Origin of the sequence: Micromonospora haikouensis (genome assembly GCF_900091595.1) — a bacterium.
Lineage (GTDB): Bacteria > Actinomycetota > Actinomycetes > Mycobacteriales > Micromonosporaceae > Micromonospora > Micromonospora haikouensis.
Genome location: NZ_FMCW01000035.1, coordinates 19,168 through 42,137, shown reverse-complemented (window position 1 = coordinate 42,137; position 22,970 = coordinate 19,168). Strand labels below are relative to the sequence as shown.

Sequence of the window (22,970 nt, the reverse complement as noted above, 5' to 3'; positions counted from 1 at the left end):
GCATCGACGACGACCCGCTGGGAGGTGGGCATGGACTTCGCTGACAGCGGCACCGACCTGGCGTTCCGGCGCGAGGTCGGCGACTGGCTCGACAAGGCGCTGGCCGACGTGCCCGACCAGGAGGAGCTGTCGCAGGACGAGCGCGAGCACTGGTCGCGGGTGTGGCAGGACCGGCTGTGCGCCGGCGGCTGGGCCGGCCTGTCGTGGCCGACCGCGCACGGCGGCCGGGGCATGGACTCGCTGGCGCAGGCCATCTTCAACGAGGAGGCCGCCGTGCGCGGCGCGCCGTACCCGCTCAACGGGGTCGGCATGATGCTGGCCGGGCCCACGATCATCGCCCACGGCACCGACGAGCAGCAGGCCCGGCACCTGCCCGGGATCCTGCGCGGCGAGACGTACTGGTGCCAGGGCTTCAGCGAGCCCGGCTCCGGCTCCGACCTGGCGAGCCTGCGTACGGCCGCGACCCGGGTCGACGGCGGGTGGCGCGTCAACGGCGCGAAGATCTGGACGTCCAACGCGCACAACGCGTCGAAGTGCCTGCTGCTGGCGCGCACCGACCCCGACGCGCCGAAGCACCGGGGCATCACCTACTTCCTCGCCCCGATGGACGCCTTCACCGTCCGGTCGCTGGAGATGATCAACGGGGACACCGAGTTCAACGAGATGTTCCTCGACGACGTCTTCGTGCCCGACTCCGACGTGCTCGGCGGCGTCGGCAACGGCTGGAACGTCGCGCTCACCACCCTCGCGTTCGAGCGCGGCAGCATGGCGCTGAACCTGTGGGTCTGGGCCCGCCAGGCGGTGGACCGCGTCGTCGACCTCGCGGTCGCGCGCGGGATGGCCGACGACGGCGCGTTCCTCGACACCGTGGGCGCGCTGCACTGCGACGCCGAGGCGGTCCGGATCGGGTCGATGCGCATGCTCGGCGAGAGCCGGGCCGGCGGCGTGCCGGGCCCGGAGACGTCGGCGCTCAAGAGCCTGTGGGCGCAGGTGGTGCAGAACGCCAACCGCCTCGCCGTGCAGCTCGACGAGGCCGGCGGCGTGCTGCTCGACGGTGACGGGGCCGCCGCCCGGATGCGCCGCTACCTGCGTGCCCGCGCCCACACCATCGAGGGCGGCACGGAGGAAGTCCAGAAGTCGATCCTCGCGGAGCGGGTGCTGAACCTGCCCCGCTCGCGCTGAGCGGAGTGGCCACATGCGAGCAACCTTCACCCCGGAGCAGCGGGAGATCGGCGACACCGTCGCCGCCCTCGCGGCGGGGGAGAAAGCCCGGGCGCGCGACGCCCTGACGGGCCCGTGGCGCGCCCCGGCCTGCGACGGCCTGTTGCTGGGCGACTTCGGCCTCCTCGGCGTGCCCGAGGCCGCCGGCGGCGTCGGGTCGCACCTGATCGACCTGCTGGTCGCCGTCGAGGCGCTCGGCGAGCGGCTCGTGCCGAGCCGGTTCCCGGCGCACGCGGCGGCCGTCCAGCTGCTCTGCGGCGGCGACCGGCCCGACCCGCTGCCCGACGAGGTGCTCTCCGGCGGCCGGGTGCTCACCTGCGCCGTCGACGTGCCGGGCGGCTCCGGCTGGGCGGACGCGGTGTCGCCCGATCCGCTGGTGCGGACCCTGGTGCCGTACGCGGCGCAGGCCGACGGCCTCGCCGTCCTGGGCTCCGACGGGGTCTGGACCGCCGAGGCGGCCGGGGTCGCCGCGCGCGACTCCGTCGACCCGTCGGTGCCGCTGTCGGACGTCACCGTGGCCGCGCCCGGGCGCGTGTCGCCCGCCGGTGCGGGTGTGCGGCGCGCCGCGCTGGTGGTGGCCGCCGAGCTGTGCGGGGTCGCGCAGGGCGCGATCGACCTGGCCGCCGAGCAGGCCCGCACCCGCCGGCAGTTCGGGCGGGTGATCGGCTCGTTCCAGGGGGTCGCGTTCCAGCTCGCGGAGGCCGCCACGGCGCGCAAGGCCGCGTGGGACCTGACCCTGTACGCCGCCTGGGCGGTCGACACCGGCCGCCCCGACGCCGGGATCCAGGTGCACGCGGCGAAGGCCGCGGCCGGGCGGGCGGCGGTCTTCGCCGCCGAGCGGTGCATCCAGGTGCACGGCGGGATGGGCATCACGATGGAGGCGGACCCGCACCTGTTCCTGCGCCGGGCGCTCGTGCTCGACGCCCGGTTCGGGCGCGGCTCGTGGCACCGCCGCCGCGCCGGAGAGCTGCGGGTCGGCGCGCGCGCCGGCGCGCCGCCCGTGCCCACCGCAGCGGCCTGACCTGCGTAACCCTTGCAGGCCATCTACCACGGCAGTAACATACCGGCTGGTCGGAATAAACGAGGAGAGGCCGTGAAGTTCGGAATCATGAACCTGTTTCCGGTGAGCGATGGCACATCGGACCACCAGGTGCTGCGGGAGACCCTCGACGAGATCCAGCTGGCCGACGAGCTCGGCTTCGACTCGATCTGGCTGGCCGAGCACCACTTCTCCAAGTACGGCATCCTCGGCAGCCCGGTGAACTTCGGCATGGCCGTCGCCGAGCGCACCCGGCGGATCACCATCGGCACCGCCGTCCTCGTGCTGCCGCTGCACCACCCGCTGCGGCTGGCCGAGGACATCGCCGCCCTCGACGTGCTCAGCGGCGGCCGGGTCCGCATCGGCGTGGGCCGCGGCTACCAGCCCGCCGAGTTCGCCGGCTTCGGCATCCCTCTCGAGGAGTCCAAGCAGCGCTACCAGGAGACCCTGGAGATCCTGCGGCTGGCGCTGTCGCAGGAGAACTTCTCCTACCACGGCCAGATCTTCCACTACGACAACGTCACGACCTACCCGCGCCCGCACACCCCCGGCGGCCCGCCGATCCTGCAGGGCACCGTCTCCCCGGACAGCTTCCGCGAGCGCGGCGCGGTCGGCGAGTCGATCATCACCTCCCCGAACTTCACGCCGTTGGGCATCATGCAGAAGAACTTCAGCCTCTACCGGCAGAGCATGCGGGAGAACGGGTTCGACATCGCCGACTACGAACTGCCGTTCATGCAGCAGGTCTGGTGCGGCGAGGGCGAGGCGGGCCTGCGGGAGGCCGCCCTGGCCGCGATGAACTACTACAAGTCGGTCGGCAAGGTCATCCCCGGCTCGGAGGAGGCCATCGAGCAGGAACGCTCCTACTACGCGGCCGTCGCGAAGAACATCGAGCTGTTGACCCTGGAGCAGACGCTGACCCACGGCGGCAACTTCGGCTCGGCGCAGCGGGTCATCGAGACCATCGAGATGCTGCGCGAACAGCTCGGCATCAACCACTACATCGGCTGGCTGCGGATCCCGTCGCTGGACCGCCGGGCCGCGCTGCGGTCGATGGAGGAGTTCGCCGAGAAGGTCATCCCGCACTTCCGCGCCCAGGAGAAGGCCGACGCGGCCCGGGTCGCCCCGCCCGTCACCGAGGCGGTCGTCGGGTGAGGATCAGCTGCTTCCTCAGCGCCCAGTTCGACCCGTCGGCCTCCGCCGTCGACGGCATCGACGGCGTGCTCGCCCAGGCCGCCGCCGCCGAGGCGGCCGGCTTCCACGCCGTCTACCTCGGCCACCACTACCTGGCCCGGTCGGCGTTCGTCCAGCCGATCCCGCTCGCCGGGTACCTCGCCCGCGCCACCTCGCGGGTCCGCATCGGCTTCGGGGTGCTGCTCGCGCCGCTGCTGAACCCGATCGCGCTCGCCGAGGACCTCGCGTCCCTCGACGTGCTCTCGCGCGGCCGGCTGACCGTCGGCATCGGCGCCGGCTACCGCAAGCGGGAGACCGCCGCCTTCGGCGTCGCCTGGGACGACCGCCTGCGCCGCCTGCGCGAGTACGTGCCGACGCTGCGGTCGCTGTGGAACGGCGAGACCGTCGACCTCGCCGGCAGCTGGGGCGAGGTCCCCGGCGCGTCCCTGGCGCTGCGCCCGGTGCAGCCCGGCGGCCCGCCGCTGTGGATCGGCGCGTTCGCCGAGCCCGCGATCCGCCGGGCCGCCCGGCTGGACGCCCCGTGGCTCATCGGCCCCAAGGGCAACGACGCCGAGCTGGCCCGCCTGCTCGGCATCTACCGCGCCGACCTCGCCGAGCGCGGCTTCGCCCTCGACCGGGAGTACCCGATGACCCGCGAGGCGTACCTCGGCGACAGCTACGCCGGCGCCGTCGCCGCCGTCCGCCCCCACCTGCAGCGCCAGTACGCGGGCTACAAGTCGTGGGACGACGCCCAGTCCCTCGACCTCGACCGCTACCTCGCCGAGGACTGCCTCGTCGGGTCGGCCGACGAGATCGTCGACAAGCTGCGCCGCTGGGAGACCGACCTCGGCATCACGGAGGTCTCCCTGCGCCACCAGTTCGTCGGCGCCGGCCAGGACGAGGCGATGGAGCAGCTCGCCCGCTTCGGCGCGGAGGTCATCGCGCGCGTCGACACCGCACCGACCGGACGGGAGGCGTCCCGATGAGCGCCGGCAACCTCGCCCGCATCCTCGACCGGCGCTGCGCCGACCGCCCCGACGTCCCGGGCCTGTACGGCGAGGACGGCCGGTCGTGGACGTTCGACCAGATCGACCTGCTCGCCGGCGGGGTCGCCGCCGCGCTGCGCGCCGAGGGCGTCGGCCCCGGCGACCGCGTCGCCTGCTACCTGACCAACGGCCCGGAGATCGTCTTCTTCCTCTTCGGCGCGTGGAAGATCGGCGCGGTCCCGGTCACCGTCAGCAGCCTCTACAACGCCGCCGAACTGGCCGAGTCGGTCGCGAAGACCGACCCGCGCCTGCTGCTCGTCGACGGCCGCCGCCCGGACGTGGTCGCCGAGTTCCTCGCCGCCGCCGGGGACGCGCCGCCGGTGCGCAGCGTCGCGGAACCGCTCGCCGGGGCGGCGGCGCTGCCGTGGCGGCACGAGGCGCGGGTGCCGACGGTCGACGTCGCGCCCGAGGCCGAGGCGTGCATCCTGTTCACCGGCGGCACCACCACCGGGCGGCCGAAGGCGGTCAGCGTCACCCACGGCGGCACCCGCGAGTCGCTCGGCCGGCTGGCCCGGGTCAGCACCGGCACCGACGCCGAGGGCACCGCCGCGCCCGACGCCGCCCCCAACCTCATCGCCCTGCCGCTGTTCCACAGCGGCGGCCAGCACTCGCTGCTGTTCGCGTACTTCGTCGGGCGGGCCGCCGTGGTCTGGGAACGCTTCGGCGTCGACCGGCTCGCCGACCTGATGGACCGGTTCGCGTTCGACAACCTCTTCCTGCTGCCCACGATGGTCTTCGACATCGTGCACGCCGAGCGGGACCTGCCGTTTCACGGGGTCAAGTCCGTCCTCGTGGCCGGGCAGGCGATCTCGTGGCCGGTGCGGCGCGCCTTCGAGGAGCGCTACCGGGTGCCGATCCTGGTCAACTACGGCTCGACCGAGGCCGGGCACATCGCCGGCTGGACCGGCCGGGACATGAAGGCCGGCCGGTGGAAGCCCGGTTCGGCCGGCCGGGTCTACCCGGGCGTGGAGCTGGAGATCCGCGACGACGCGGGCGAGGCCCTGCCCACCGGCTCGTCGGGCGAGGTGGTCGTCCGGTCCGCGCTGACCCGGGGGTACGTCGACGACGCCGAGGCGTCCCGTGACCTGGTCCGCGACGGCTGGGTGCACACCGGCGACATCGGCTACGTCGACGCCGACGGGGTCCTGTTCCTCGTCGGCCGCAAGCGCGACATGATCAAGTGTGGCGGCTTCCAGGTGTGGCCCGAGGAGATCGAGGACGTGCTGCGCGAGCACCCGCTCGTGCGCGACGTGCGGGTGCTCGGCCGCCCCGACGACCGGCTGGGCGAGATCCCCGTGGCGCTCGTCGTGCGGGAGGCCGACGACGCGGTCACCGACGCCGACCTCGCCGACGCCGTCGTCGCGTACGCCCGGGACCGCCTCGCCCACTTCAAGACCCCCCGGCGGGTCGAGTTCGTGCCCGCCCTGGAACGCAGCACCACCGGCAAGACCAGCCGCGCGGCGGCACCCGTGTCGCAGGGAGGGGGAAGCTGATGAGGTTCGGCATCATGGCGTCGCACCAGTACCCGCACGGCGACGACCTGCGCAGACACCTGGACGACCTGTTCGGCACCGTCGAGCTGGCCGCCGAGCTGGGCTACGACTCGGTGTGGACGATCAACCACTTCCAGTCCAACCTGGCCACGCCCCAGCCGATCTCGATGCTGGCCAGCCTCATCCCGCGCTCCGGCGACATGCTGCTCGGCACCGGCATCCTGCTGCTGCCGATGTTCCACCCGGTGCACGTCGCCGAGGAGTTCGCCACCCTCGACCACCTCTCCGGCGGGCGGGTGGTCCTCGGCGTCGGCGCCGGCTACCGCGACAACGAGTTCGCCGCGTTCGGCATCGACCCGGAGACCCGGTTCCGCCGCTTCGACGAGAGCCTGCGGCTCATCCGGGCCCTGTGGACCGGGCAGCCGGTGACCCACGAGGGCGAGTTCTACCCGCAGACCGACGCCACGATCGGGGTGCGCCCGCTGACCCCGGGCGGGCCGCCGATCTGGATCGGCGCGGGCGGCAAGAAGGCCGTCCGCCGGGCGGCCCGCCTCGGCGACGCCTGGTACGCGCCGGGCAACTCCCCGAGCCGCCGCTTCCTGCCCGAGCACCTGGCCGTCTACAACGAGGCCCTGGCCGAGTACGGCCGCGACCCGGCGACCGTGCAGCGGCCCGTCGGCGTCGAGCTGTACTGCGCGCCGACCACCGAGCGGGCCGTCGAGGAGGCGCTGCCCCACGCCCGCGTCGAGTACTCGACGTACGCCGAGTACCCGGCGCTGCGCTGGCAGCGGGACCGGTTCGACGAGCTGGTGCGCAACACCCTGCTGCTGGGCTCCCCGGAGTTCCTCGTCGAACGGATCTCCGCCCTGCGCGACCTGGGCTTCGACCACCTGATCTTCCGTCCCGGGTGGCTGGGCATGCCCACCGAGAAGCTGCGCGCCTCGCTGCGGCTGTTCGCCACCGAAGTGATCCCCGCCTTCCGCACCCCCGCCACCTAAGGAACCGCCGTGAAGAAGACCGAAGCCGAGCTTCTGGAACACCAGTGGGACGTCGAGAACATGGAGGTCGACCCCGAGGTCCTCGCGAAGTACGTCCGCTACGACGTCGACGAACAGCGGTCCGTCGCGACCATCACCTTCGACCGTCCCGAGCGGCTCAACGCCATCCCCGTCGCCGCGTTCGAGCGGGTCGGCGACCTGGTGCGGGAGGCCGAGACCGACGACCGGGTCAAGGTCATCGTGTTCAAGGGCGAGGGCGAGCACTTCGGCACCGGCGCGGACGCCGCCGAGCTGGGCCACTACATCGGCTACCGGACCGGCACCGACAAGGCGTCGCGGCGGCGGCCGGCGCAGCGGCAGCGCATCCTGCCCGACCGCAACGTGCTCAGCTCCGGCTTCACCCGCCCGATCATCGAGTCGCTGAAGGCGACCATCTGCCAGGTGCAGGGCTACTGCTACGGCGGTCACTTCCAGATCGCGCTGTCGGCCGACATCGTCATCGCCTCCCCGGACGCCCGGTTCACCCACCCCGCGTTCCGCTACCTCGGCCCCGCCCCGCAGGACATGTACCACTGGATCGAGAAGGTCGGCCTGACGACGATGAAGGACGTCATGCTGACCATGCGGGCCATCGGCGCCGAGGAGGGCGAGCGCAAGGGCCTGGTCACCAAGGTCGTCGAGCGCGACGAGCTGCAGAAGTGGGTCGACGACTACGCCGACGCGATCGCGGTCATGCCGCTGGACTCGCTGATGATGGGCAAGTCGATGATGCAGGTGGTCATGGAGGCCCGGGGCAAGGGCCTGGGCGCGATGACCGGCTGGGTCGGGCACGGCTGGGCCACCAACGTCAGCTTCGACGAGGGCGACTGGAACTTCCTCAAGGAGCGCCGCGAGAAGGGCATCGCCCAGGCGCTGGCCGACCGGGACCGGCTGGTCGCGCCCTACTTCCGGCTCAGCGACACCCGGTCCCGGGAAGAGTAGGCGCGCGGCGTGAAGTTCGGCATCCTCCTCGACCACCAGTACGCCCCCGGCGACGACCTGGGCCGGCGCATCGGCGAGACCGTCGAGTACGTCCAGCACGTCCGCGACCTGGGCTACGACTCGGTGTTCGGCATCCACCACTACCTGTCGTCGCTGCGCACGCCGCAGCCGCTGCCGCTGCTGAGCCGGCTCGTGGACCACTCCGGGACCATGCAGCTCGGCACCGGCATCCTCATCCTGCCGCTGGGCCACCCGGTGCACTGGGCCGAGGAGATCGCGACCATCGACCAGATGTCCGGCGGCCGGTTCGTGCTGGGCATCGGCTCCGGCTACCGCGACGTCGAGTTCGCGTCGTTCGGCATCGACCGGCGCACCCGCGTGTCGCGGATGAACGAGGCCCTCGCGGTGATGCAGCGGCTGTGGACGGGGGAGACGGTCCACCACGAGGGCAAGCACTTCGCCCTCGACGGCGTACGCTGCAGCGTCCTGCCCGTGCAGCGCCCGCACCCGCCGGTGTGGGTCGGCGCGAACGGCCCGACGGGCATCGCCCGGATCGCCCGGCAGGGCCTGCCGTGGCTGGCCCCGTCGAACGTGCGCCGCAACTGGGCCGTCGGCAACCTGGCCGACTACCGGGAGCAGCGCCGGGCGGCCGGCTTCGACGAGGACGGCGCGGTGTTCCCGATCCACCGCGACCTGTGCGTCGCGGACTCGGCCGAAGCGGCCTTCGCGGTGGCCGGCGACGCGGTGCGCCGCTCCTACGGCGAGTACGTCCAGTACGGCATGGACTTCTTCGAGTCGCAGTGGGACGCGATCAAGGAGAAGGCGCTGTTCTTCGGCTCGCCCGACGACATCGCCGCGAAGATCCGCGACTTCGCCGACGCCGGCTACAACCACTTCGTCTTCCGCGCCCAGTGGCTCGGCCTGCCCATCGAGCGGTCCATCGAGATCGTCGAGCGGTTCGCCCGCGAGGTCATGCCGAGGTTCCGCCCATGAGGATCGGGCACGTGATCGTCCCCGCCGGGGACCTGGACGCCCAGCTCGCCTTCTACACCACCCTCGGCCTGACGGTGCGGTTCCGCGACGGCGACCGGTACGCCGCCGTCACCGACGGCACCGTCACCGTCGGCCTCGCCGACGCCACCCAGCAGCCCGTCGCCGGGCGGACCCTGCTCAGCGTGCAGGTCGACGACCTGGACGCCTGCCTGGCCGGGCTGGTGGCGGCCGGCGCCACGGCCGGGGCCCCGCAGGCCGGCCCGCACGAGCGGCGGGCGGTGGTCGTCGACCCCTGCGGCAACCCGCTCGTCGTCTACGAAAGGAACCCGGCATGACCGTCAGCGACGCGCTTCGCGGCCGTACCGTCGCCGTGCTCGGCGGCACCGGCCCGCAGGGCTGCGGCCTCGCCCGCCGCTTCGCCGCGGCCGGGCTCGACGTGGTGCTCGGCTCGCGGGACGCCGCGCGCGCGGAGAGCACCGCCGCGGGGCTGCCCGGCCGGGTCCGGGGCGCGGCGAACGCCGACGCGGCGGCGGCCGGCGACATCGTCGTGGTGGCCGTGCCGTGGGACGGCCACGCCGAGCTGCTCACCGAGCTGGCCCCGGCGCTGGCGGGGAAGGTCGTGGTCGACTGCGTCAACCCGCTGGGCTTCGACCGGCAGGGCGCGTACGCCCTCGCCGTCGCCGAAGGCTCGGCGGCCCAGCAGGCGGCGGCCATCCTCACCGGATCGACCGTGGTGGGCGCGTTCCACCACGTCTCCGCCGTGCTCCTGGAGGATCCCGACCTCGACACGGTCGACACCGACGTGCTGGTGCTCGGCGACGACCGCGCGGCCACCGACCTGGTCCAGGACCTCGCCGCCGTCATCCCCGGGGTGCGCGGCGTCTACGGCGGGCGGCTGCGCAACGCCCACCAGGTGGAGGCGTTCACCGCCAACCTCATCTCGGTCAACCGCCGTTACAAGGCGCACGCCGGCCTGCGCGTCACCGACGTGTGAGCCCGCGGCACCGGCTCAGCCGGCCGGCCTCGCCGGGCGGTTCGCCCGCACGCTCCACCGTCCCTCGACGCGGGTGAGCCGGACGGGATGGTCGAAGCACTTGCTGACCTGGTCGCTGGTGAGGACCTCGTCGGCGGGCCCCGACGCCAGGCAGCGCCCGTCCCGCAGCAGCAGCACGTGGGTCGTCCCCGGGGGAAGCTCCTCCAGGTGGTGGGTGACCAGGACGGACGCGAGCCGCGGGTAGGTGTGGTGCAGCGTGTCGAGGCGCTCGATGAGCTGTTCCCGGCCGGCGACGTCGAGACCGGTCGCGGGCTCGTCGAGCAGCAGCAGCCGCGGACTGGGCATCAGCGCGCGGGCGATGAGCGCACGGCCCCGTTCCCCCTGCGACAGGGTCGGCCATCGCGCGCCGTGGCGCTCGCCGAGGCCGAGCAGTCCGATCAGCCGGTCGGCCTGCGCGACCTGCTCGGGTGTCGGCGCCCAGCGGGGAACGCGTTCGACGGTGTTGGTCAGCCCGGTCAGCACGACGTCGTGCACCGTGAGGGGCGAGCGCAGGTCGTGCCGCGGGTCGACGTGGCCGACGTGGGACCGCAACTCGCGCATGTCGACCCGCCCCAGCCGGTGGCCCAGCACCTCGACGGTGCCCCGGGTGGGGTGCGTGACGGCACCGAGGAGGCCGAGCAGTGTGCTCTTGCCCGCCCCGTTGGGGCCGAGCAGCGCCCAGTGCTCGCCGGCGCGGACCGTCAGCGACACCTCGCTCAGGATCGGTCTGCCGTCCCGGACGACGGTCGCGTCTGTCACGCGTAGCACCGGGGGAGCGGTCACGAGGGGGCCCGCCCGCAGCGGCGGCCGAGATGACGAGGTCCGTGCGGCGGCACCCGGGTACGGTAACCCGGCCGCGCAGGGCGGCCGGCACCGACGTCCACGGTGACCGCCGTCGCCGGGATGCGCGCGGACCATTTTGCGGCGCGTCATGACGACTCACCGGAAAGCGCCCGTGAAGTGACAGTTGCGGGGCGGTGGGCAACCGCGGCCGACGGCATGTACGCATCGTCATCCGTCTATTACGATCGGTGCTCCGGCCGTCCGGTGGAACGGGGTCGTCGTGATTGCACCGCGCGCACCGGCATTCGCCGCCGCCGCCCCGCTGCGGGCCGTCGAGCTCGACGACGTCGCGGGCCGCCCCCAGGTCGTCGCGTGGGACCGCGCCACCGGGCAGCGTCGGGTGCTGACCCGGGCGCGGCACGGGGTGGACGCCTGCGACCTGGAGCCGGACGGCGGCCACGTCTGGTGGTTCGACGCCGACCCGGACGGCGTCGGTGCCTGGCGCCGCCAGCCGTTCGACGGCGGACCGGCCGCGCCCGCGCTGACCGGGCTGCCCCGCGGCCGGCCGTACGGCATCGCCTTCGACCACGCCGGCACGCTGGCGGTCGTCTGCGTCGGGCACGACGCGGAGTCCCGGTACCATCTCGGCCCGCCCGGCGGACCGGCCCGCCCGCTGGCGGCCGTGGCCGGCTACGCGCCCCTGGTGGACCTGAGCCCCGACGGCACCCTGCTCGCCCTCGCCGGCCGACCGGACGGGCCGGTCGCGGTCACGGTGGTCCGCCGCACCGACGGCCACACCGAGGCCCTCGCCGGCGGCCCGCACCGCCGGGTGTGGGCCCTGGAGTTCCGCCCCGACCCGGCCGGCGACGCGGAGCTGCTGCTGGTCGTGGAGGCGGGCGGGCACTACACCGTCGGCACCTGGCGGCCGGGCCGGAACGTCCGGCTGCACGAGCGGTTGGCGTTCGACACGGAGATCACCGCGCACTGGCACGTCGACGGCCGACGGGTGCTGGTCCAACAGGACCGGGCGGGACGCAGCCGGCTGCTCCTGACCGACCTCGACGGCGGCGAGCCGGCCGTCCTGCCCACCCCGGCGGGGACCATCCTGGAGCTGGCCTGCGCCCCCGAGGGCACGATCCACTACGTGTGGAGCCGGGAGGCGACGCCGCCGCGCCGGCTCGTCGTCGACCCGGCCGCCGACCCCCGTCCGACGCCCGGCCCGCCCGCCGCGCCGGGCCGCCGCGAGGTGTGGACACCCCAGCCGTACGGCCGGATCCACAGCTTCCTGGCCACCCCGCCCGGCACCGGTCCGTGGCCGACGATCCTCCTGCTGCACGGCGGGCCGTTCCTGCACGACCGGGACAGCTACGACCCCCGGGTGGAACTGCTCACCGGGGCCGGCTACGCCGTCGTGCGCACCAACTACCGGGGATCCACCGGCTACGGCCCGCGCTGGCGGCACGACTTCGGCCACCGGGTCGGCCTGGCCCAGCTGGAGGACCTCGACGCCGTACGCCGGCACCTGGTCGCCCTCGGCGTGGCGCAGCCGGGGCGGATCGGGCTGTGCGGCTACTCCTGGGGCGGCTACCTGGTGCTGCTCGCGCTGGGCGTCGCCCCCGACGACTGGGCGGTCGGGCTGGCGGTCTCCCCGGTGGCCGACTACGCGACCGCGCACCGCGTCACGCTGCCCGCCGTGCGCGAGGCGGACGAGGAACTCTTCGGCGGCACCCCCGCCGAGGTCCCCGACCGGTACCGGGCCGCCGACCCGATGACGTACCTGGACCGGGTGCGCGGCCCGCTGTTCGTCGCCGCCGCCACCGACGACGAGCGGTGCCCCGCCGAGGCCGTCGGCCGGTACGTGGCCGCGCTGCGCGACCGCGCGGTGCCGCACGAGGTGCTCTGGACCACCGGCGGCCACCACGGCGACGCCGCCGGACAGTCGGTCGTCTTCGCCGCCCTGCTCCGCTACGCCACCGCGGTGCTCCCCCCGTACGGGCCGCCCCCGGCGGCCCCCAGTCAGGACCACCGCGACCGGCGGGGTCCGAACCCCGACCGACCGGAGGGAGGTGAATTCAATGAAGCGACGCACTGTGCGGCACGACCCGATCAGCACGGGCGAGCGGGACCGCGGCGCCGTCATCGTCAAGATGCTCCTCGATCTTGACCGGGCGGTCCCGGCCGCGCGACCCCAGGTGACCGAGGCGCCGCCGGCCGGCAAGTGACCCGGCCGCGGTGACGCACGTCCACGACGTCGTTCCGGGGCGCCGCCGCGAGGCCCCGGAACGATGCCCAGCCCGCCCGAGAGGAGACCGGCGATGAAGGTCGTCCTGGTGCACATGCCGTGGGGATCGCTCGACGTCCCGTCGCTCGCCCTGGGCATCCTGCGCACCGCCGCCGGTGCCGCCGGCCACGACGTGCGGGTCCGCCACGCGAACCTCGACTTCGTCGACTGGGCGGTGGACCGGCTCACCTTCGGCCTGGCCGACTACCAGTACTTCTCCGAGACCTCCTACTTCCAGGGCGCCGGGGACTGGGTGTTCGCCGGTGCCCTCTACGGGCGGCGGCGCGACTTCGGGCCGTTGCACCGGCTGCTGGCCGACGCGGGGGCGAGCCGGGCCGAGACGGCCATGACCGCCGCGCTGCACGAGCTGGTGCCGGAGTTCGTGGCGACCCTGGTCGCCGAGCTGGACGCCGCCGCGCCCGACGTCGTCGGGTTCACCAGCACCTTCCAGCAGAACACCGCCAGCCTGGCCGCCGCCCGGCTGCTCAAGCAGCGCAGGCCCGCCGTGCGGACCGTCCTCGGCGGGGCCAACTGCGACGGTGCGCAGGGCGCGGCGCTGCACCGCAACTTCCCGTTCCTCGACTTCGTCGTGCGCGGCGAGGGGGAGGCGGCCTTCCCCGCGCTGCTCGACGCGCTCGACGCCGCACCGGTCGGCGGCGGCGACCCGCGTCCCGGCGGCGGCCCTGCCGGTGGCCTCGCGGACGTCCCTGGGCTGTGCTGGCGGGACCCCACGGGCGTCGCGCGGGCTAACCCCATGTCGGCGCGACCGCTGCCGCCGGGCCGGATTGTCGCCCCCGACTACACGGGCTTCGTCGAACGCCTCGACGCCTCGGCGGCGGCCGAGTGGGTGGCCCCGAAGCTCGTCGTCGAGGGCTCCCGGGGCTGCTGGTGGGGCGAGAAGCACCACTGCACCTTCTGCGGCCTCAACGGCTCGTCGATGCAGTTCCGCAGCAAGAGCCCGGGACGCTTCCTCGACGAGGTGCTGGACCTGGCCCGCCGGCACCAGCTGCTCGACTTCATCGTGGTCGACAACATCCTGGACATGGCGTACTTCGACTCGGTGCTGCTGCGGCTGGCCGAATCCGACTACGACGTCCGCCTGCACTTCGAGGTCAAGGCCAACCTGCGCCGGCAGCACTTCCAACGGCTCGCCGAGGCCGGGGCGGTGCAGGTCCAGCCCGGGGTGGAGAACCTCAGCACCCACGTGCTGCGGCTGATGGACAAGGGCGTGACCGGCTGCCAGAACGTCCGCGCGCTGCGCGAGGCCCAGAGCGCCGGGGTGACGACGAGCTGGAACTACCTCTACGGCTTCCCCGGCGAGACCGCCGAGGACTACACCGACGTCGTCGCGCAGCTGCCGGCGCTGCACCACCTCGACCCGCCGATGGGCGCGGCGCGCATCGCCATCGAGCGGTTCAGCCCCTACTTCAACCAGCCGGAGCTGGGCTTCCCGGTGCTGGAGCCCGCCCCGCAGTACCGGGAGATCTACGACCTGCCCGCCGCCGAGCTGACCGACCTGGCGTACATCTTCACCACCGTGGCCCGGGGCATCGGCCGGGCCGAGGCGGCGGCGTTGGACGCGGCGATCGACCGGTGGCGCACCGAGTACCCGGTCAGCCGGCTCACCTACCAGGAGATCGACGACCGGGTCGTGCTGGTCAGCCGCCGCGCCGCGTACGACTGGTCGGTGCGCGAGCTGGCCACGCCGGCCGAGGTGGCGCTGTTCCGGCTGCTGGCGCAGCCCCGCACGGACGCCATCCTGGCGGCCCGCGTCCCCGGCGGGGCGGCGACGGTCCGGCCGCTGCTCGACCAGTGGTCGGAGCTGGGCATCGTGTTCCACGAGGGAGGCTGCTGGGTGCACACCGCCGTCGAGTCGCACAACCAGGTGCTGGCCCGGGTCGACCACCAGCGGGCCGCCGCGGACGCCGCCGCGCGCGCCGGACAGGACCGCCATGCCGTCGCCGCGGGGTGACTTCGGCGCGACCGTGGTCGAGGTCGAGCTGTCCCGCGACTACGATCCGGCCGCCGCCCGGCTGCCCGGGATGGCGCTCGGCACGCACCGGCTGGTCGGGCCGTGCGGGGGGACGGTGGCCGGTTGGTACGCCGCTGGCGCGCGGCACGCGCGGCTGGCCCACCCGGTGGACCTGTGCGCCGACGCGGACGCCCGCGCGGCGCGGTCCCTCCTGCTGGTCCGGGAGCTGACCGCCCGGGGGATCGCGGTGGACTGGACGGCGCGCTGCCGGGACGGCTGCCACGGCGGCGACCTGTTCACCCACCTGTGCCCACCGTCCCGCCTGGACGGGGACGCCACCGGCACGGTCGCGGCCCGCTGGCGGGCGGCGTTCTTCCTCGGCCGCTGCGTCTACCGGCGCGGCCCCGGCTTCGTGGAGGTCCGCGACCGGCGCTCCGGCGCCCTGGAGGTGGTGACGATCGACGAGCCGGGCCACCTGGCGGCGATCGAGACGCTGGCCGAGGGCGTCGTGGCGACGGCGGTGCCGGCCGACGTGCGCCGGGACCTCGTCGGAGCGCACCTGGTCGCCGAGCAGGCCGGCCACCTGTGGTGGTTGCCGACCCGCGCCCACCGCTGGCCCTTCCCCGCCCTGATCGTCTAGCTGCCCCGAGCGCGCCACCGAAGAGGAGACCCATGACCACCGCCGAGGACGGGCCGACGCCGCCACGACAGGCCCCGTTCGTCGTCGACCCGTACCCGACGCTGGCCCGGATCCGGGCCAACGGCCCGGTGTCGATCCTGCACAGCGACGAGGGGCTGCCCATGTGGGTCGTCGCCCGCTACCGCGACGTGCGCGCGGCGCTGGCCGACCCGAGGTTCGGCCAGGACGCCCGGCGGGCGCAGGAACTGGCCGACCGCCGGGTGGCGGGGGTGACGCTCGGCGGCGACATGGTCCACATGCTCAACAGCGACCCGCCCGACCACACCCGGCTGCGCCGGCTGATCCACGGGTTCTTCACCGCCCGCCGGGTGGCGGCCATGCGTCCGCTGGTGCAGCGGATCACCACCGCCCTGCTCGACGAGCTGGCCGACCGCGACACCGCCGACCTGGTGGCGGACTTCGCGTTCCCGCTGCCCATGCTGGTCATCTGCGAGCTGATCGGCTTCCCCGCCGAGGAACGGGCCGCCTACCGGAGCTGGTCGACGGCGATCCTGACCCACGGCGACGACCCGGCGGCGTTCGGCCGGGCGCTGCGGGAGCTGACCGAGCACATCGCCGTCGTGCTGCGGCGGCGGCGCACCGACCCGCGCGACGATCTGCTGACCCTCCTGCTCACGGCCCGCGACCAGGGGCAGCTCACCGACGACGAGATCGTGGGCATGGTGTTCCTGCTGCTCATCGGGGGCCACGAGACGACCGTCAACCTGCTCGGCACGGCCACCCTGGCGCTGCTGCGCCACCCCGACCAGCACGCCTGGCTGCGGCGCAACCGGGCCGCGCTGCCCGCGGCGGTCGACGAGTTCCTCCGGTACGAGTCGCCGGTGAGCATGGCGACCCTGCGGTTCACCACCGCGCCGGTGGACGTCGACGGGGTCGAGATCCCCGCCGGGGAGCTGGTGCTGGTGTCCCTCGGCGGGGCGAACCGCGACCCCGACCGGTTCCCCGACGCCGACCGGCTGCTGCTCGACCGGGGCGACGCCGGGCACCTCGCCTTCGGCCACGGGACGCACCGCTGCCTCGGCGCGTTCCTCGGCAAGCTGGAGGGCGAGGTGGCGCTGGCCGGGCTGCTGGACCGCTTCCCTGCGCTGGCCCTGGCCGGCACGGAGACGGACCTGCGCTGGCGCAACACGATCATGCTGCGGGGGCTGGAGTCGCTGCCGGTGGCCCCCCGTGGCTGACACCACCGCCACCCGGACGCCCCGCCGCCGGCCGCGGCTGAGCCTGGCGCCGCTGCGGTCCCGCGACTACCGGCTGCTCTTCGTCGCCGAGTCGGTGTCGGTCTTCGGCGACGCCTTCCACGCCGTCGCGCTGCCCTTCCTCGTCTACCAGGTCGGCGGGGGTGCCCGCGAGCTCGGGCTGCTGGTCGCCGGCTACGGCCTGTGCCGGCTCGCGACCACCCCGCTGGGCGGGATCCTCGCCGACCGGGTCGGCCCCTGGCAGGTGATGCTGGTCTCCGACCTGCTCCGGCTGGCGGCCACGGCCCCGATCGCGGTGGCCGCCGTCGCCGGTGACCCGGGCCTCGTCCTGATCGGGGTGCTGGTCGCCGTCGCCGGCCTGGGGGCCGGCCTGTTCCAGCCGGCCGCCTACGCCATCACGCCCCGGTTGCTGCCGGCCGAGCAGTTGCAGGCCGGCAACGCGCTGCACAGCACCGCCGGCTTCGCCGCCGGGCTGGTCGGGCCCGGGGTGGCCGGGCTCGTCGTCGTGCTGCTCTCGCCGGGCGTCGCGTTCGGCGTCGACGCGCTGACCTTCGCGGTGTCGGCGGCCTGCCTCGCCGTCATCGGGGCGCACCACCGGCGGGCCGCGCCGGCCGCCGCCCCGCCCGCCGGGGGCGCGGCGTCGCCGCCCCGGCTGACGTTCTGGCAGCTGCTGCGCGGGTCGCCGCTGCTGCGTACCGTGCTGGTGGTGACCGCCGCGGCCAACCTGACCGTCGGCGGGATGGTCCGGGTGGGCCTGCCCTCGCTGGCCAGCGCCGACCTGTCCGCCGGGGCCGAGGGCTTCGGCGGCCTGCTGGCCGCGTTCACCGGCGGCTCGCTGGCCGGCGGGTTCTTCACCGCCGGGCTGACCGGGATCCGCCGGCGCGGCGCCACGGCCATGCTCGCCGGCCTGGTGCTGGCCGGGGCGGTGGCCCTCGTGCCGTTCACCGGGTACGCCGGCGCCCTCGTCGCGCTGGCCGTGGCCGGGGTCGCCAGCACCGTGACCAACGTCCTGGTGATCACCGTCGTCCAGCAGCACACCGCCCCCCACCTGCTCGGCCGGGTGATGAGCGCCATCCTCCTCGCCGCGCTGGGCCTGTTCCCGCTCTCCGGCGCGGCGGCGGGGCTGGTCGTGGACGCGTACGGCAGCCCGGTGCTGTTCCTGGCCACGGCCGCGACGCTGGGGGCCGCCTTCGGTTTCGGCCTGTCCCGCCGGGTGCTGCGCGACGGCTGAGGCCTCCCCGCGCCCGGCCCGGTCCCTGCGACGGGGCCGGGCCGGGGCGGTCGCCCGGCCCAGCCGTCGCGGCCGTCAGTCCGCGGCGCGCACGTCGAGGGCGGCGACCGACGGATGGGCGACACCCGCGTCGTCGTCGATCGCCACGGCGAGCCCGCCGGTGGACCGCGGCCCGGCCGGCGTCCCCACCCGCAGGGCGGGGCCGCCGTCGACCCGGGCGACGGTCTCGCCGTCGCGCACCGTCACCGTCACCCGGTGGGTGGCGGCCGGGTCCAGGGCCGCCTCGGCGACCACCCGGTCGCCGCGCAGCAGCGCCACCCGGCCGTGCCCGACGCGCACCGAGACCGGGTCGTCGCTGTCCACCCGGACCGTCAGGGTGACGGTGCCGCCGTCGGCCCGCAGGCCGCGCAGCGCCGCGTCGACCGTGTAGTCGGTCCAGTCCGCGCTGGCGTAGGCGAGCAGCGTGCCGTAGGCGCGGCGCGGGCTGGCGGCGGTGAACCGGCCGGCGGTCAACGACGACAGGTCCGTCATCGGCTCGCCCTGCTGGTCGCGCCAGTCCCAGGGGTTCGTGAACGGGGCGCTCACCCGCGGGGGCACGGCCGTCCGCTCGACCACCGCGCTGACCAGCTCGGCGGCGCTCGTCGTGGCGTACACCTCGGCCCGCTCGACCTGGCCGCCGGCCGCGGACCGGCGGCTGCTCGGCTCGGGCCCCCGCGACTTGTTGGTCAGCGCGCCGGCGAACCGCCCGGCGACCAGCTCGCGGCTGAACTCGGCCGCCGCCGGGTCGGTCACGGCGTCGCCGACCTCGGAGAACGGGTACGCGAACAGCTGCGGCCGGGGCAGGTCGTGGGCGGTGAACGCGGCGAGCATCGCGTCGAGGTCGGCGGTGAGCCGCTGCCGGTAGGCGGCCAGGCTCTCCTGCGCCTCCGCGGCCGGATCCCACCGCCGGTGGGTCAGCGGCGAGCCCTGCGTGCCCGGCCCGGTCTGCACCCGGGTGTGCAGGTCGTGGGTGTGCGCCTGGAAGTCCCACCGGCCCGAGCGCGCCATCCGGGCGATCTCCGCCCAGCTCAGGTAGTACGGCCGGTGCTCGCCCACCTGCCCGGTGATCAGGTAGGAGGCGGCCACCATGTCGTGCCGGGCGAGGATCCGGTCGGCGTACGCCCACAGGCCCCGGGTGCCGTCGTCGAACGTCAGGTAGACCGAGCGCTCCGGCACCGCGCCGCCGCGCAGGTAGTCGACGTACTGCGCCGAGGAGATCGACCGGTAGCCGGCCGCCTGCAGGGCGGTGAGCTGCGCGTCGAACTCCTCCGGGCTGACCACGTAGTGCTCCCGGCCGCCCGGCTCGGTCGCGGCCGGGTCGTCGCCGTGCGGCCGGATGTCGTGGTAGGCCACCACCACCGGCGCGGCCCGCTGCGGCAGCCGACCGGCCAGCTCTGTGAACCGGCGCAGGTCGGCCGGGTCGAGCCGGGTCACGGCGGTGTCCCGCTGCGCGCCGACGTGCCGCCGCAGGTCGGCCAGATACCAGGAGACCCCGAACGGCGTCGCCACCACCAGCAGGGTGACCAGCGAGAGCAGCGCCCCCAGCGGGCGCGGCCACCAGCGCGTCACCGCAGCACCTCCCCACGGGTGAACACCACGACGTAGAGCGCCACCAGCGCCACGGTCCCGGCGAGGGTGAGCGCCACCCGGGCCAGCCTGGCGAGCAGCCGCCGGCCCGCGTTCACACCGCGCTCCGCGACCAGACGCCGCGCCGGATCGTGCCCACCGAGTAGGGCAGCAGCCAGGACAGCACCGTGGCGGAGAGCACGCTCATCAGCGGCCGGTACGCCCAGCGCGGGTCGCCCGGGTTGTCCAGCCGGTAGGCCAGCCCCCAGAAGGTGCCCTTGAGCAGCACCCCGCACAGGTAGAGCAGCGGCACCGCCCACCAGCCGCGCAGCGGGGCCCACACCAGGTGGGCGAAGGCCATCACCGGGGCGACCGCGACCCACAGCGCGTGCCCGTAGTAGAGCGCCGCCGGGCCGGGTCCGCGCCGCCACATGAACGTGCCGGTGAAGAAGAGGTTGCGCACGTAGCTCTTCTTCCAGCGGGTCTGCTGGCGCAGGAACGGGCGCGGTCGCGCCGGCACCGTCGTCCACACCCGCGCGGAGCGGACGTACCCGACCCGCCAGGCCCGGGGCGGGTGGTCCTCGTCGCGGACGAACGGCGAGTCGGCGAAGCGCCGCTTGAGGCGTACGCCGATCCAGCGCTGCCCGAGGACGTAGCCGGTGAGCTGCCGGTCGGTGGCGAAGCGGAACTCGCCGCCGAGGAACCGGTCCGCCGCCCAGGCCGGCAGGTAGTTGATCACGGCCTCCCGCCGGAACACCGCCAGCGGGCCGGAGACGCAGGTCACCGCCCCGAACGACGCCTCGGCGGCCTTGGCCACCCGGAACTGGCCCTCGTACCAGACGTCCTGCACCCGGGTGAGCAGCGACTCGTCGGGGTTGAGCGCGCGGGCGTGCCCGCTGACCGCGCCCAGGTCCGGCTGGCGCAGCAGGGCCTCGACGCAGCGGCGCAGCGCGTCCGGGGCGAGGACGCAGTCGGAGTCGGTGAAGGCGAGCACGTCGCCGGTGGCGTGCCGGGCGCCGTGCACCAGGGCCCGCTTCTTGCCGACGTTGCGGGGCAGGTGCAGCACGGTGACGGGGAGTTCGGCGGCGAGCCGGTCCAGCACCTCGGCGGTGCCGTCGGTGGAGCCGTCGTCGACCACGATCACCTGCAACGGCCGGTGGTCGCTGCCGGTCATCGACCGTACGCACGCCTCGATCCCGTCGACCTCGTCCTTGACGGCCACCAGCAGGCTGACCCGGGGGGCCGGGGGCAGCGACGGGAACATGGCCGCGTGCCGGGGGCGCGGCGGGGCCTCGCTGGGGTCCTCGTAGCGGGCGTAGGCCAGGTAGAACACGGCGACGGTGGCGGTGAGCACGGCGAAGCCGTAGTACGCCGCCAGCGGCGCGTACGGCAACTGGGGCAGCTGCCGGGCCAGCAGGGCGATCAGCGGGAGCAGGCAGAGCGCGGCGAGCAGCCGACGCACGCCGCGCCGCACCGGGTGGAGCACCGGCGCCTCGACCGACGCGCCCCGGACCTCGTGCGGCACCGGCGTCTGCGCCGCCTCGCGCCGGACCTCGTGGCGCACCGGCATGTCAGACGACCTCGCGGCGCGGCAGCCCGGTCATCCGGTAGGTGGCGTCGAGCACCATCGGCTGGCCGCGCAGCCACGCCTCGTCCAGGTCGGACTGGGCGGTGTGCACGACCACCAGGTCCCACTCCCGCTCGGTGTGGTCGGTCAGCCGGTGCAGGGTCGCGCCGTCGGGGGTGCGCACCGACGCGACGAGGTCGTCGACGAAGCCGACGTCCGCGCCGGCCCGGACCAGCTCGCCGATGATCTCCAGCGCCGGCGACTCGCGGACGTCCGCGACGCCGGGCTTGTAGGTCACCCCGACCAGCAGGACGCGGGCCCCGAGCAGCGTACGACCGGACCCGGCGAGCAGGTCCCGGACCCGCTCGACGACGCGGCGGGGACGGGCGGAGATGCCGCGCATCGCGGTCTCGATCAGCGGCGCCTCGCGGCGCTGCCCGCGCAGCTGCCACAGCAGGTAGTGCGGGTCGCAGGGGATGCAGTGCCCGCCCACCCCCGGGCCGGGCTGGAAGGCCATGAACCCGTACGGCTTGGTGGCCGCCCCGTCGATCACCTCGGTGACGTCCAGGTGCAGGTCCCGGCAGACGTCGGCGAACTCGTTGGCCAGGGCGATGTTGACGGCCCGGAACGTGTTCTCCAGCAGCTTGGTCATCTCGGCGGCCTCGGGCGAGCCGAGGCGGTGCACCCGGGGGGTGATCCGGGACAGCGCCGCGGCGGCCCGCGCGGTGCAGTCCGGGGTGACCCCGCCGACGACCCGGGGGGTCAGCTCCTGGCGGTGCCCGTCGTTGCCGGGGTCGACCCGTTCCGGTGCGAACGCCACCCACACCTCCTGGCCGACCCGCAGGCCCCGGGCGGCCAGCGGCTCGACCAGCAGGTCGCGGGTGGTGCCGACGTAGCTGGTCGAGGTGAGCACGATGGTCTGGCCGGCGCGGGCGTGGGCGACCACCGCGGCGCAGGCGGCCCGCAGCGCGGTGAGGTCCGGGTCGAGGTGGCGGTCCACCGGCGTGGGCACGCAGATCAGCACCGTGTCGGCGTCGGCGATCTCGGCGATCGACGTGGTGAGCCGCAGGGCCGGGGCGGTCGCCCGCAACGTGTCGCGGAGCCGCTCGCGGTCGACGTCGAGCAGGTCGGCGCGGTCGGCGCGGATGTCGTCGAGCCGGGCCGGGTCGATGTCGACGCCGATCACCCGCGCGCCGCTGCCGACCAGGGCCAGGCTGGTCGGCAGGCCGACGTAGCCGAGGCCGACCACGGCGGTACGGGCCCCGGGGGCGACGGGAGCGGCGACGGCCGGGTCGACGGCCGGCGACGACGGGGCGGCCGGGATGGGCGGGGTGACCGGGGCGACGGCCGGCGGGAGGGGCCGGTCGGCGGCGGGCAGGAGCTGCGACATGGTCGGGGCCCTTACGCACGGTGAACGGGAACGACTCAAGAGTGCCGAGCCCACCGCCCCGAAGGCGCTCCCACGAACAGCCGACCGGCGACCCAAATCTGCGGCCACCCCCTGTCCGATCGGTCAGTTTTCCCTGTTCACAACCGCCCAGAAGTCCCGCGGGAGACGCAAACCGCCACCCCCGTCAGCCCCACCAGGCACGCATTCCCCACCATCCCCACCGCCCCACCCAAAGTAAGAAGCATCACTAGCAGTAACCACCCCGATT

The 22,970-nt window shown here is 74.7% G+C and carries 19 protein-coding genes; 15 read left to right on the top strand and 4 right to left on the bottom strand.

Translation table 11 applies throughout. The features are described 5' to 3' along the window. Positions 1-30: 30 nt before the first annotated feature. From GA0070558_RS27985 to npdG, 10 genes are all read left to right on the top strand, one after another. Positions 31-1,182, top strand: a complete 1,152-nt coding sequence (locus GA0070558_RS27985; RefSeq protein WP_077937433.1) for an acyl-CoA dehydrogenase family protein — start codon at positions 31-33, stop codon at positions 1,180-1,182. 13 nt (positions 1,183-1,195) lie between these two features. Further along, complete coding sequence (locus GA0070558_RS27980; RefSeq protein WP_091285140.1) at positions 1,196-2,242, top strand: acyl-CoA dehydrogenase family protein; 1,047 nt, start codon at positions 1,196-1,198, stop codon at positions 2,240-2,242. Between the two features lie 87 nt (positions 2,243-2,329). Then, on the top strand, positions 2,330-3,415 hold the full coding sequence (locus tag GA0070558_RS27975) for an LLM class flavin-dependent oxidoreductase (RefSeq protein WP_256092164.1): 1,086 nt from the start codon (positions 2,330-2,332) through the stop codon (positions 3,413-3,415). Then, positions 3,412-4,419: an LLM class flavin-dependent oxidoreductase gene (locus GA0070558_RS27970; protein ID WP_176734405.1), complete on the top strand. Its 1,008-nt coding sequence runs from the start codon at positions 3,412-3,414 to the stop codon at positions 4,417-4,419. Before GA0070558_RS27975 ends, GA0070558_RS27970 begins: the two co-directional genes overlap by 4 nt. Further along, on the top strand, positions 4,416-5,972 hold the full coding sequence (locus GA0070558_RS27965) for a class I adenylate-forming enzyme family protein (RefSeq protein WP_091285131.1): 1,557 nt from the start codon (positions 4,416-4,418) through the stop codon (positions 5,970-5,972). The genes GA0070558_RS27970 and GA0070558_RS27965 overlap by 4 nt, the downstream gene beginning before the upstream one ends. Beyond that, positions 5,972-6,970 carry an LLM class flavin-dependent oxidoreductase gene (locus tag GA0070558_RS27960; protein WP_052503750.1) on the top strand — a complete coding sequence of 333 codons (999 nt, stop codon included), beginning with the start codon at positions 5,972-5,974 and terminating at the stop codon, positions 6,968-6,970. Before GA0070558_RS27965 ends, GA0070558_RS27960 begins: the two co-directional genes overlap by 1 nt. 9 nt (positions 6,971-6,979) lie before the next feature. Next, positions 6,980-7,951: an enoyl-CoA hydratase/isomerase family protein gene (locus tag GA0070558_RS27955; RefSeq protein WP_077937438.1), complete on the top strand. Its 972-nt coding sequence runs from the start codon at positions 6,980-6,982 to the stop codon at positions 7,949-7,951. A gap of 9 nt (positions 7,952-7,960) precedes the next feature. Beyond that, positions 7,961-8,944: an LLM class flavin-dependent oxidoreductase gene (locus tag GA0070558_RS27950; protein WP_091285109.1), complete on the top strand. Its 984-nt coding sequence runs from the start codon at positions 7,961-7,963 to the stop codon at positions 8,942-8,944. Further along, positions 8,941-9,279: a VOC family protein gene (locus tag GA0070558_RS27945; RefSeq protein WP_077937440.1), complete on the top strand. Its 339-nt coding sequence runs from the start codon at positions 8,941-8,943 to the stop codon at positions 9,277-9,279. Before GA0070558_RS27950 ends, GA0070558_RS27945 begins: the two co-directional genes overlap by 4 nt. Further along, a complete protein-coding gene (npdG, locus tag GA0070558_RS27940) occupies positions 9,276-9,938 on the top strand; it encodes an NADPH-dependent F420 reductase (protein WP_091285104.1) in 663 nt (220 codons plus the stop codon). Before GA0070558_RS27945 ends, npdG begins: the two co-directional genes overlap by 4 nt. Positions 9,939-9,953: 15 nt before the next feature. Here npdG and GA0070558_RS27935 read toward each other — a convergent pair whose 3' ends face one another. Continuing rightward, entirely contained in the window at positions 9,954-10,736 is a 783-nt protein-coding gene (locus tag GA0070558_RS27935) for an ABC transporter ATP-binding protein (protein WP_256092162.1), read from the bottom strand. Between the two features lie 304 nt (positions 10,737-11,040). On the opposite strand from GA0070558_RS27935, the gene GA0070558_RS27930 reads away from it, so the two are divergent. The 5 genes from GA0070558_RS27930 (at position 11,041) to GA0070558_RS27910 (ending at position 18,140) form a co-directional block, all read left to right on the top strand. Continuing rightward, positions 11,041-12,924, top strand: a complete 1,884-nt coding sequence (locus tag GA0070558_RS27930) for a S9 family peptidase (RefSeq protein ID WP_091285097.1) — start codon at positions 11,041-11,043, stop codon at positions 12,922-12,924. A gap of 151 nt (positions 12,925-13,075) precedes the next feature. Next, positions 13,076-15,013 (top strand): RiPP maturation radical SAM C-methyltransferase, encoded by a 1,938-nt coding sequence (locus GA0070558_RS27925; RefSeq protein ID WP_091285093.1) that lies wholly within the window; start codon positions 13,076-13,078, stop codon positions 15,011-15,013. Next, positions 14,994-15,653 carry a DUF5825 family protein gene (locus GA0070558_RS27920; RefSeq protein ID WP_091285090.1) on the top strand — a complete coding sequence of 220 codons (660 nt, stop codon included), beginning with the start codon at positions 14,994-14,996 and terminating at the stop codon, positions 15,651-15,653. The genes GA0070558_RS27925 and GA0070558_RS27920 overlap by 20 nt, the downstream gene beginning before the upstream one ends. Before the next feature lie 32 nt (positions 15,654-15,685). Next, complete coding sequence (locus GA0070558_RS27915; protein ID WP_091285087.1) at positions 15,686-16,891, top strand: cytochrome P450 family protein; 1,206 nt, start codon at positions 15,686-15,688, stop codon at positions 16,889-16,891. Further along, positions 16,884-18,140 carry an MFS transporter gene (locus GA0070558_RS27910; protein WP_043963107.1) on the top strand — a complete coding sequence of 419 codons (1,257 nt, stop codon included), beginning with the start codon at positions 16,884-16,886 and terminating at the stop codon, positions 18,138-18,140. The genes GA0070558_RS27915 and GA0070558_RS27910 overlap by 8 nt, the downstream gene beginning before the upstream one ends. Positions 18,141-18,215: 75 nt before the next feature. Here the strand turns inward: GA0070558_RS27910 and GA0070558_RS34905 are convergent, their stop codons facing one another. From GA0070558_RS34905 to GA0070558_RS27895, 3 genes are all read right to left on the bottom strand, one after another. Continuing rightward, positions 18,216-19,748 carry a polysaccharide deacetylase family protein gene (locus tag GA0070558_RS34905; RefSeq protein WP_091285084.1) on the bottom strand — a complete coding sequence of 511 codons (1,533 nt, stop codon included), beginning with the start codon at positions 19,746-19,748 and terminating at the stop codon, positions 18,216-18,218. 112 nt (positions 19,749-19,860) lie between these two features. Continuing rightward, positions 19,861-21,315: a glycosyltransferase family 2 protein gene (locus GA0070558_RS27900; RefSeq protein ID WP_091285080.1), complete on the bottom strand. Its 1,455-nt coding sequence runs from the start codon at positions 21,313-21,315 to the stop codon at positions 19,861-19,863. A 1-nt stretch (position 21,316) separates the two neighbouring features. Then, entirely contained in the window at positions 21,317-22,702 is a 1,386-nt protein-coding gene (locus GA0070558_RS27895) for a nucleotide sugar dehydrogenase (RefSeq protein ID WP_091285077.1), read from the bottom strand. Between the last annotated feature and the right edge of the window lie 268 nt (positions 22,703-22,970).

Bases quoted from the DNA above. Each gene is read 5' to 3' on its own strand.
- GA0070558_RS27985 (WP_077937433.1), top strand. From the start codon at position 31: ATGGACTTCGCTGACAGCGGCACCGACCTGGCGTTCCGGCGCGAGGTC.
- GA0070558_RS27980 (WP_091285140.1), top strand. From the start codon at position 1,196: ATGCGAGCAACCTTCACCCCGGAGCAGCGGGAGATCGGCGACACCGTC.
- GA0070558_RS27975 (WP_256092164.1), top strand. From the start codon at position 2,330: ATGAACCTGTTTCCGGTGAGCGATGGCACATCGGACCACCAGGTGCTG.
- GA0070558_RS27965 (WP_091285131.1), top strand. From the start codon at position 4,416: ATGAGCGCCGGCAACCTCGCCCGCATCCTCGACCGGCGCTGCGCCGAC.
- GA0070558_RS27960 (WP_052503750.1), top strand. From the start codon at position 5,972: ATGAGGTTCGGCATCATGGCGTCGCACCAGTACCCGCACGGCGACGAC.
- GA0070558_RS27945 (WP_077937440.1), top strand. From the start codon at position 8,941: ATGAGGATCGGGCACGTGATCGTCCCCGCCGGGGACCTGGACGCCCAG.
- npdG (WP_091285104.1), top strand. From the start codon at position 9,276: ATGACCGTCAGCGACGCGCTTCGCGGCCGTACCGTCGCCGTGCTCGGC.
- GA0070558_RS27925 (WP_091285093.1), top strand. From the start codon at position 13,076: ATGAAGGTCGTCCTGGTGCACATGCCGTGGGGATCGCTCGACGTCCCG.
- GA0070558_RS27920 (WP_091285090.1), top strand. From the start codon at position 14,994: ATGCCGTCGCCGCGGGGTGACTTCGGCGCGACCGTGGTCGAGGTCGAG.
- GA0070558_RS27915 (WP_091285087.1), top strand. From the start codon at position 15,686: ATGACCACCGCCGAGGACGGGCCGACGCCGCCACGACAGGCCCCGTTC.
- GA0070558_RS27900 (WP_091285080.1), bottom strand. From the start codon at position 21,315: ATGCCGGTGCGCCACGAGGTCCGGCGCGAGGCGGCGCAGACGCCGGTG.
- GA0070558_RS27895 (WP_091285077.1), bottom strand. From the start codon at position 22,702: ATGTCGCAGCTCCTGCCCGCCGCCGACCGGCCCCTCCCGCCGGCCGTC.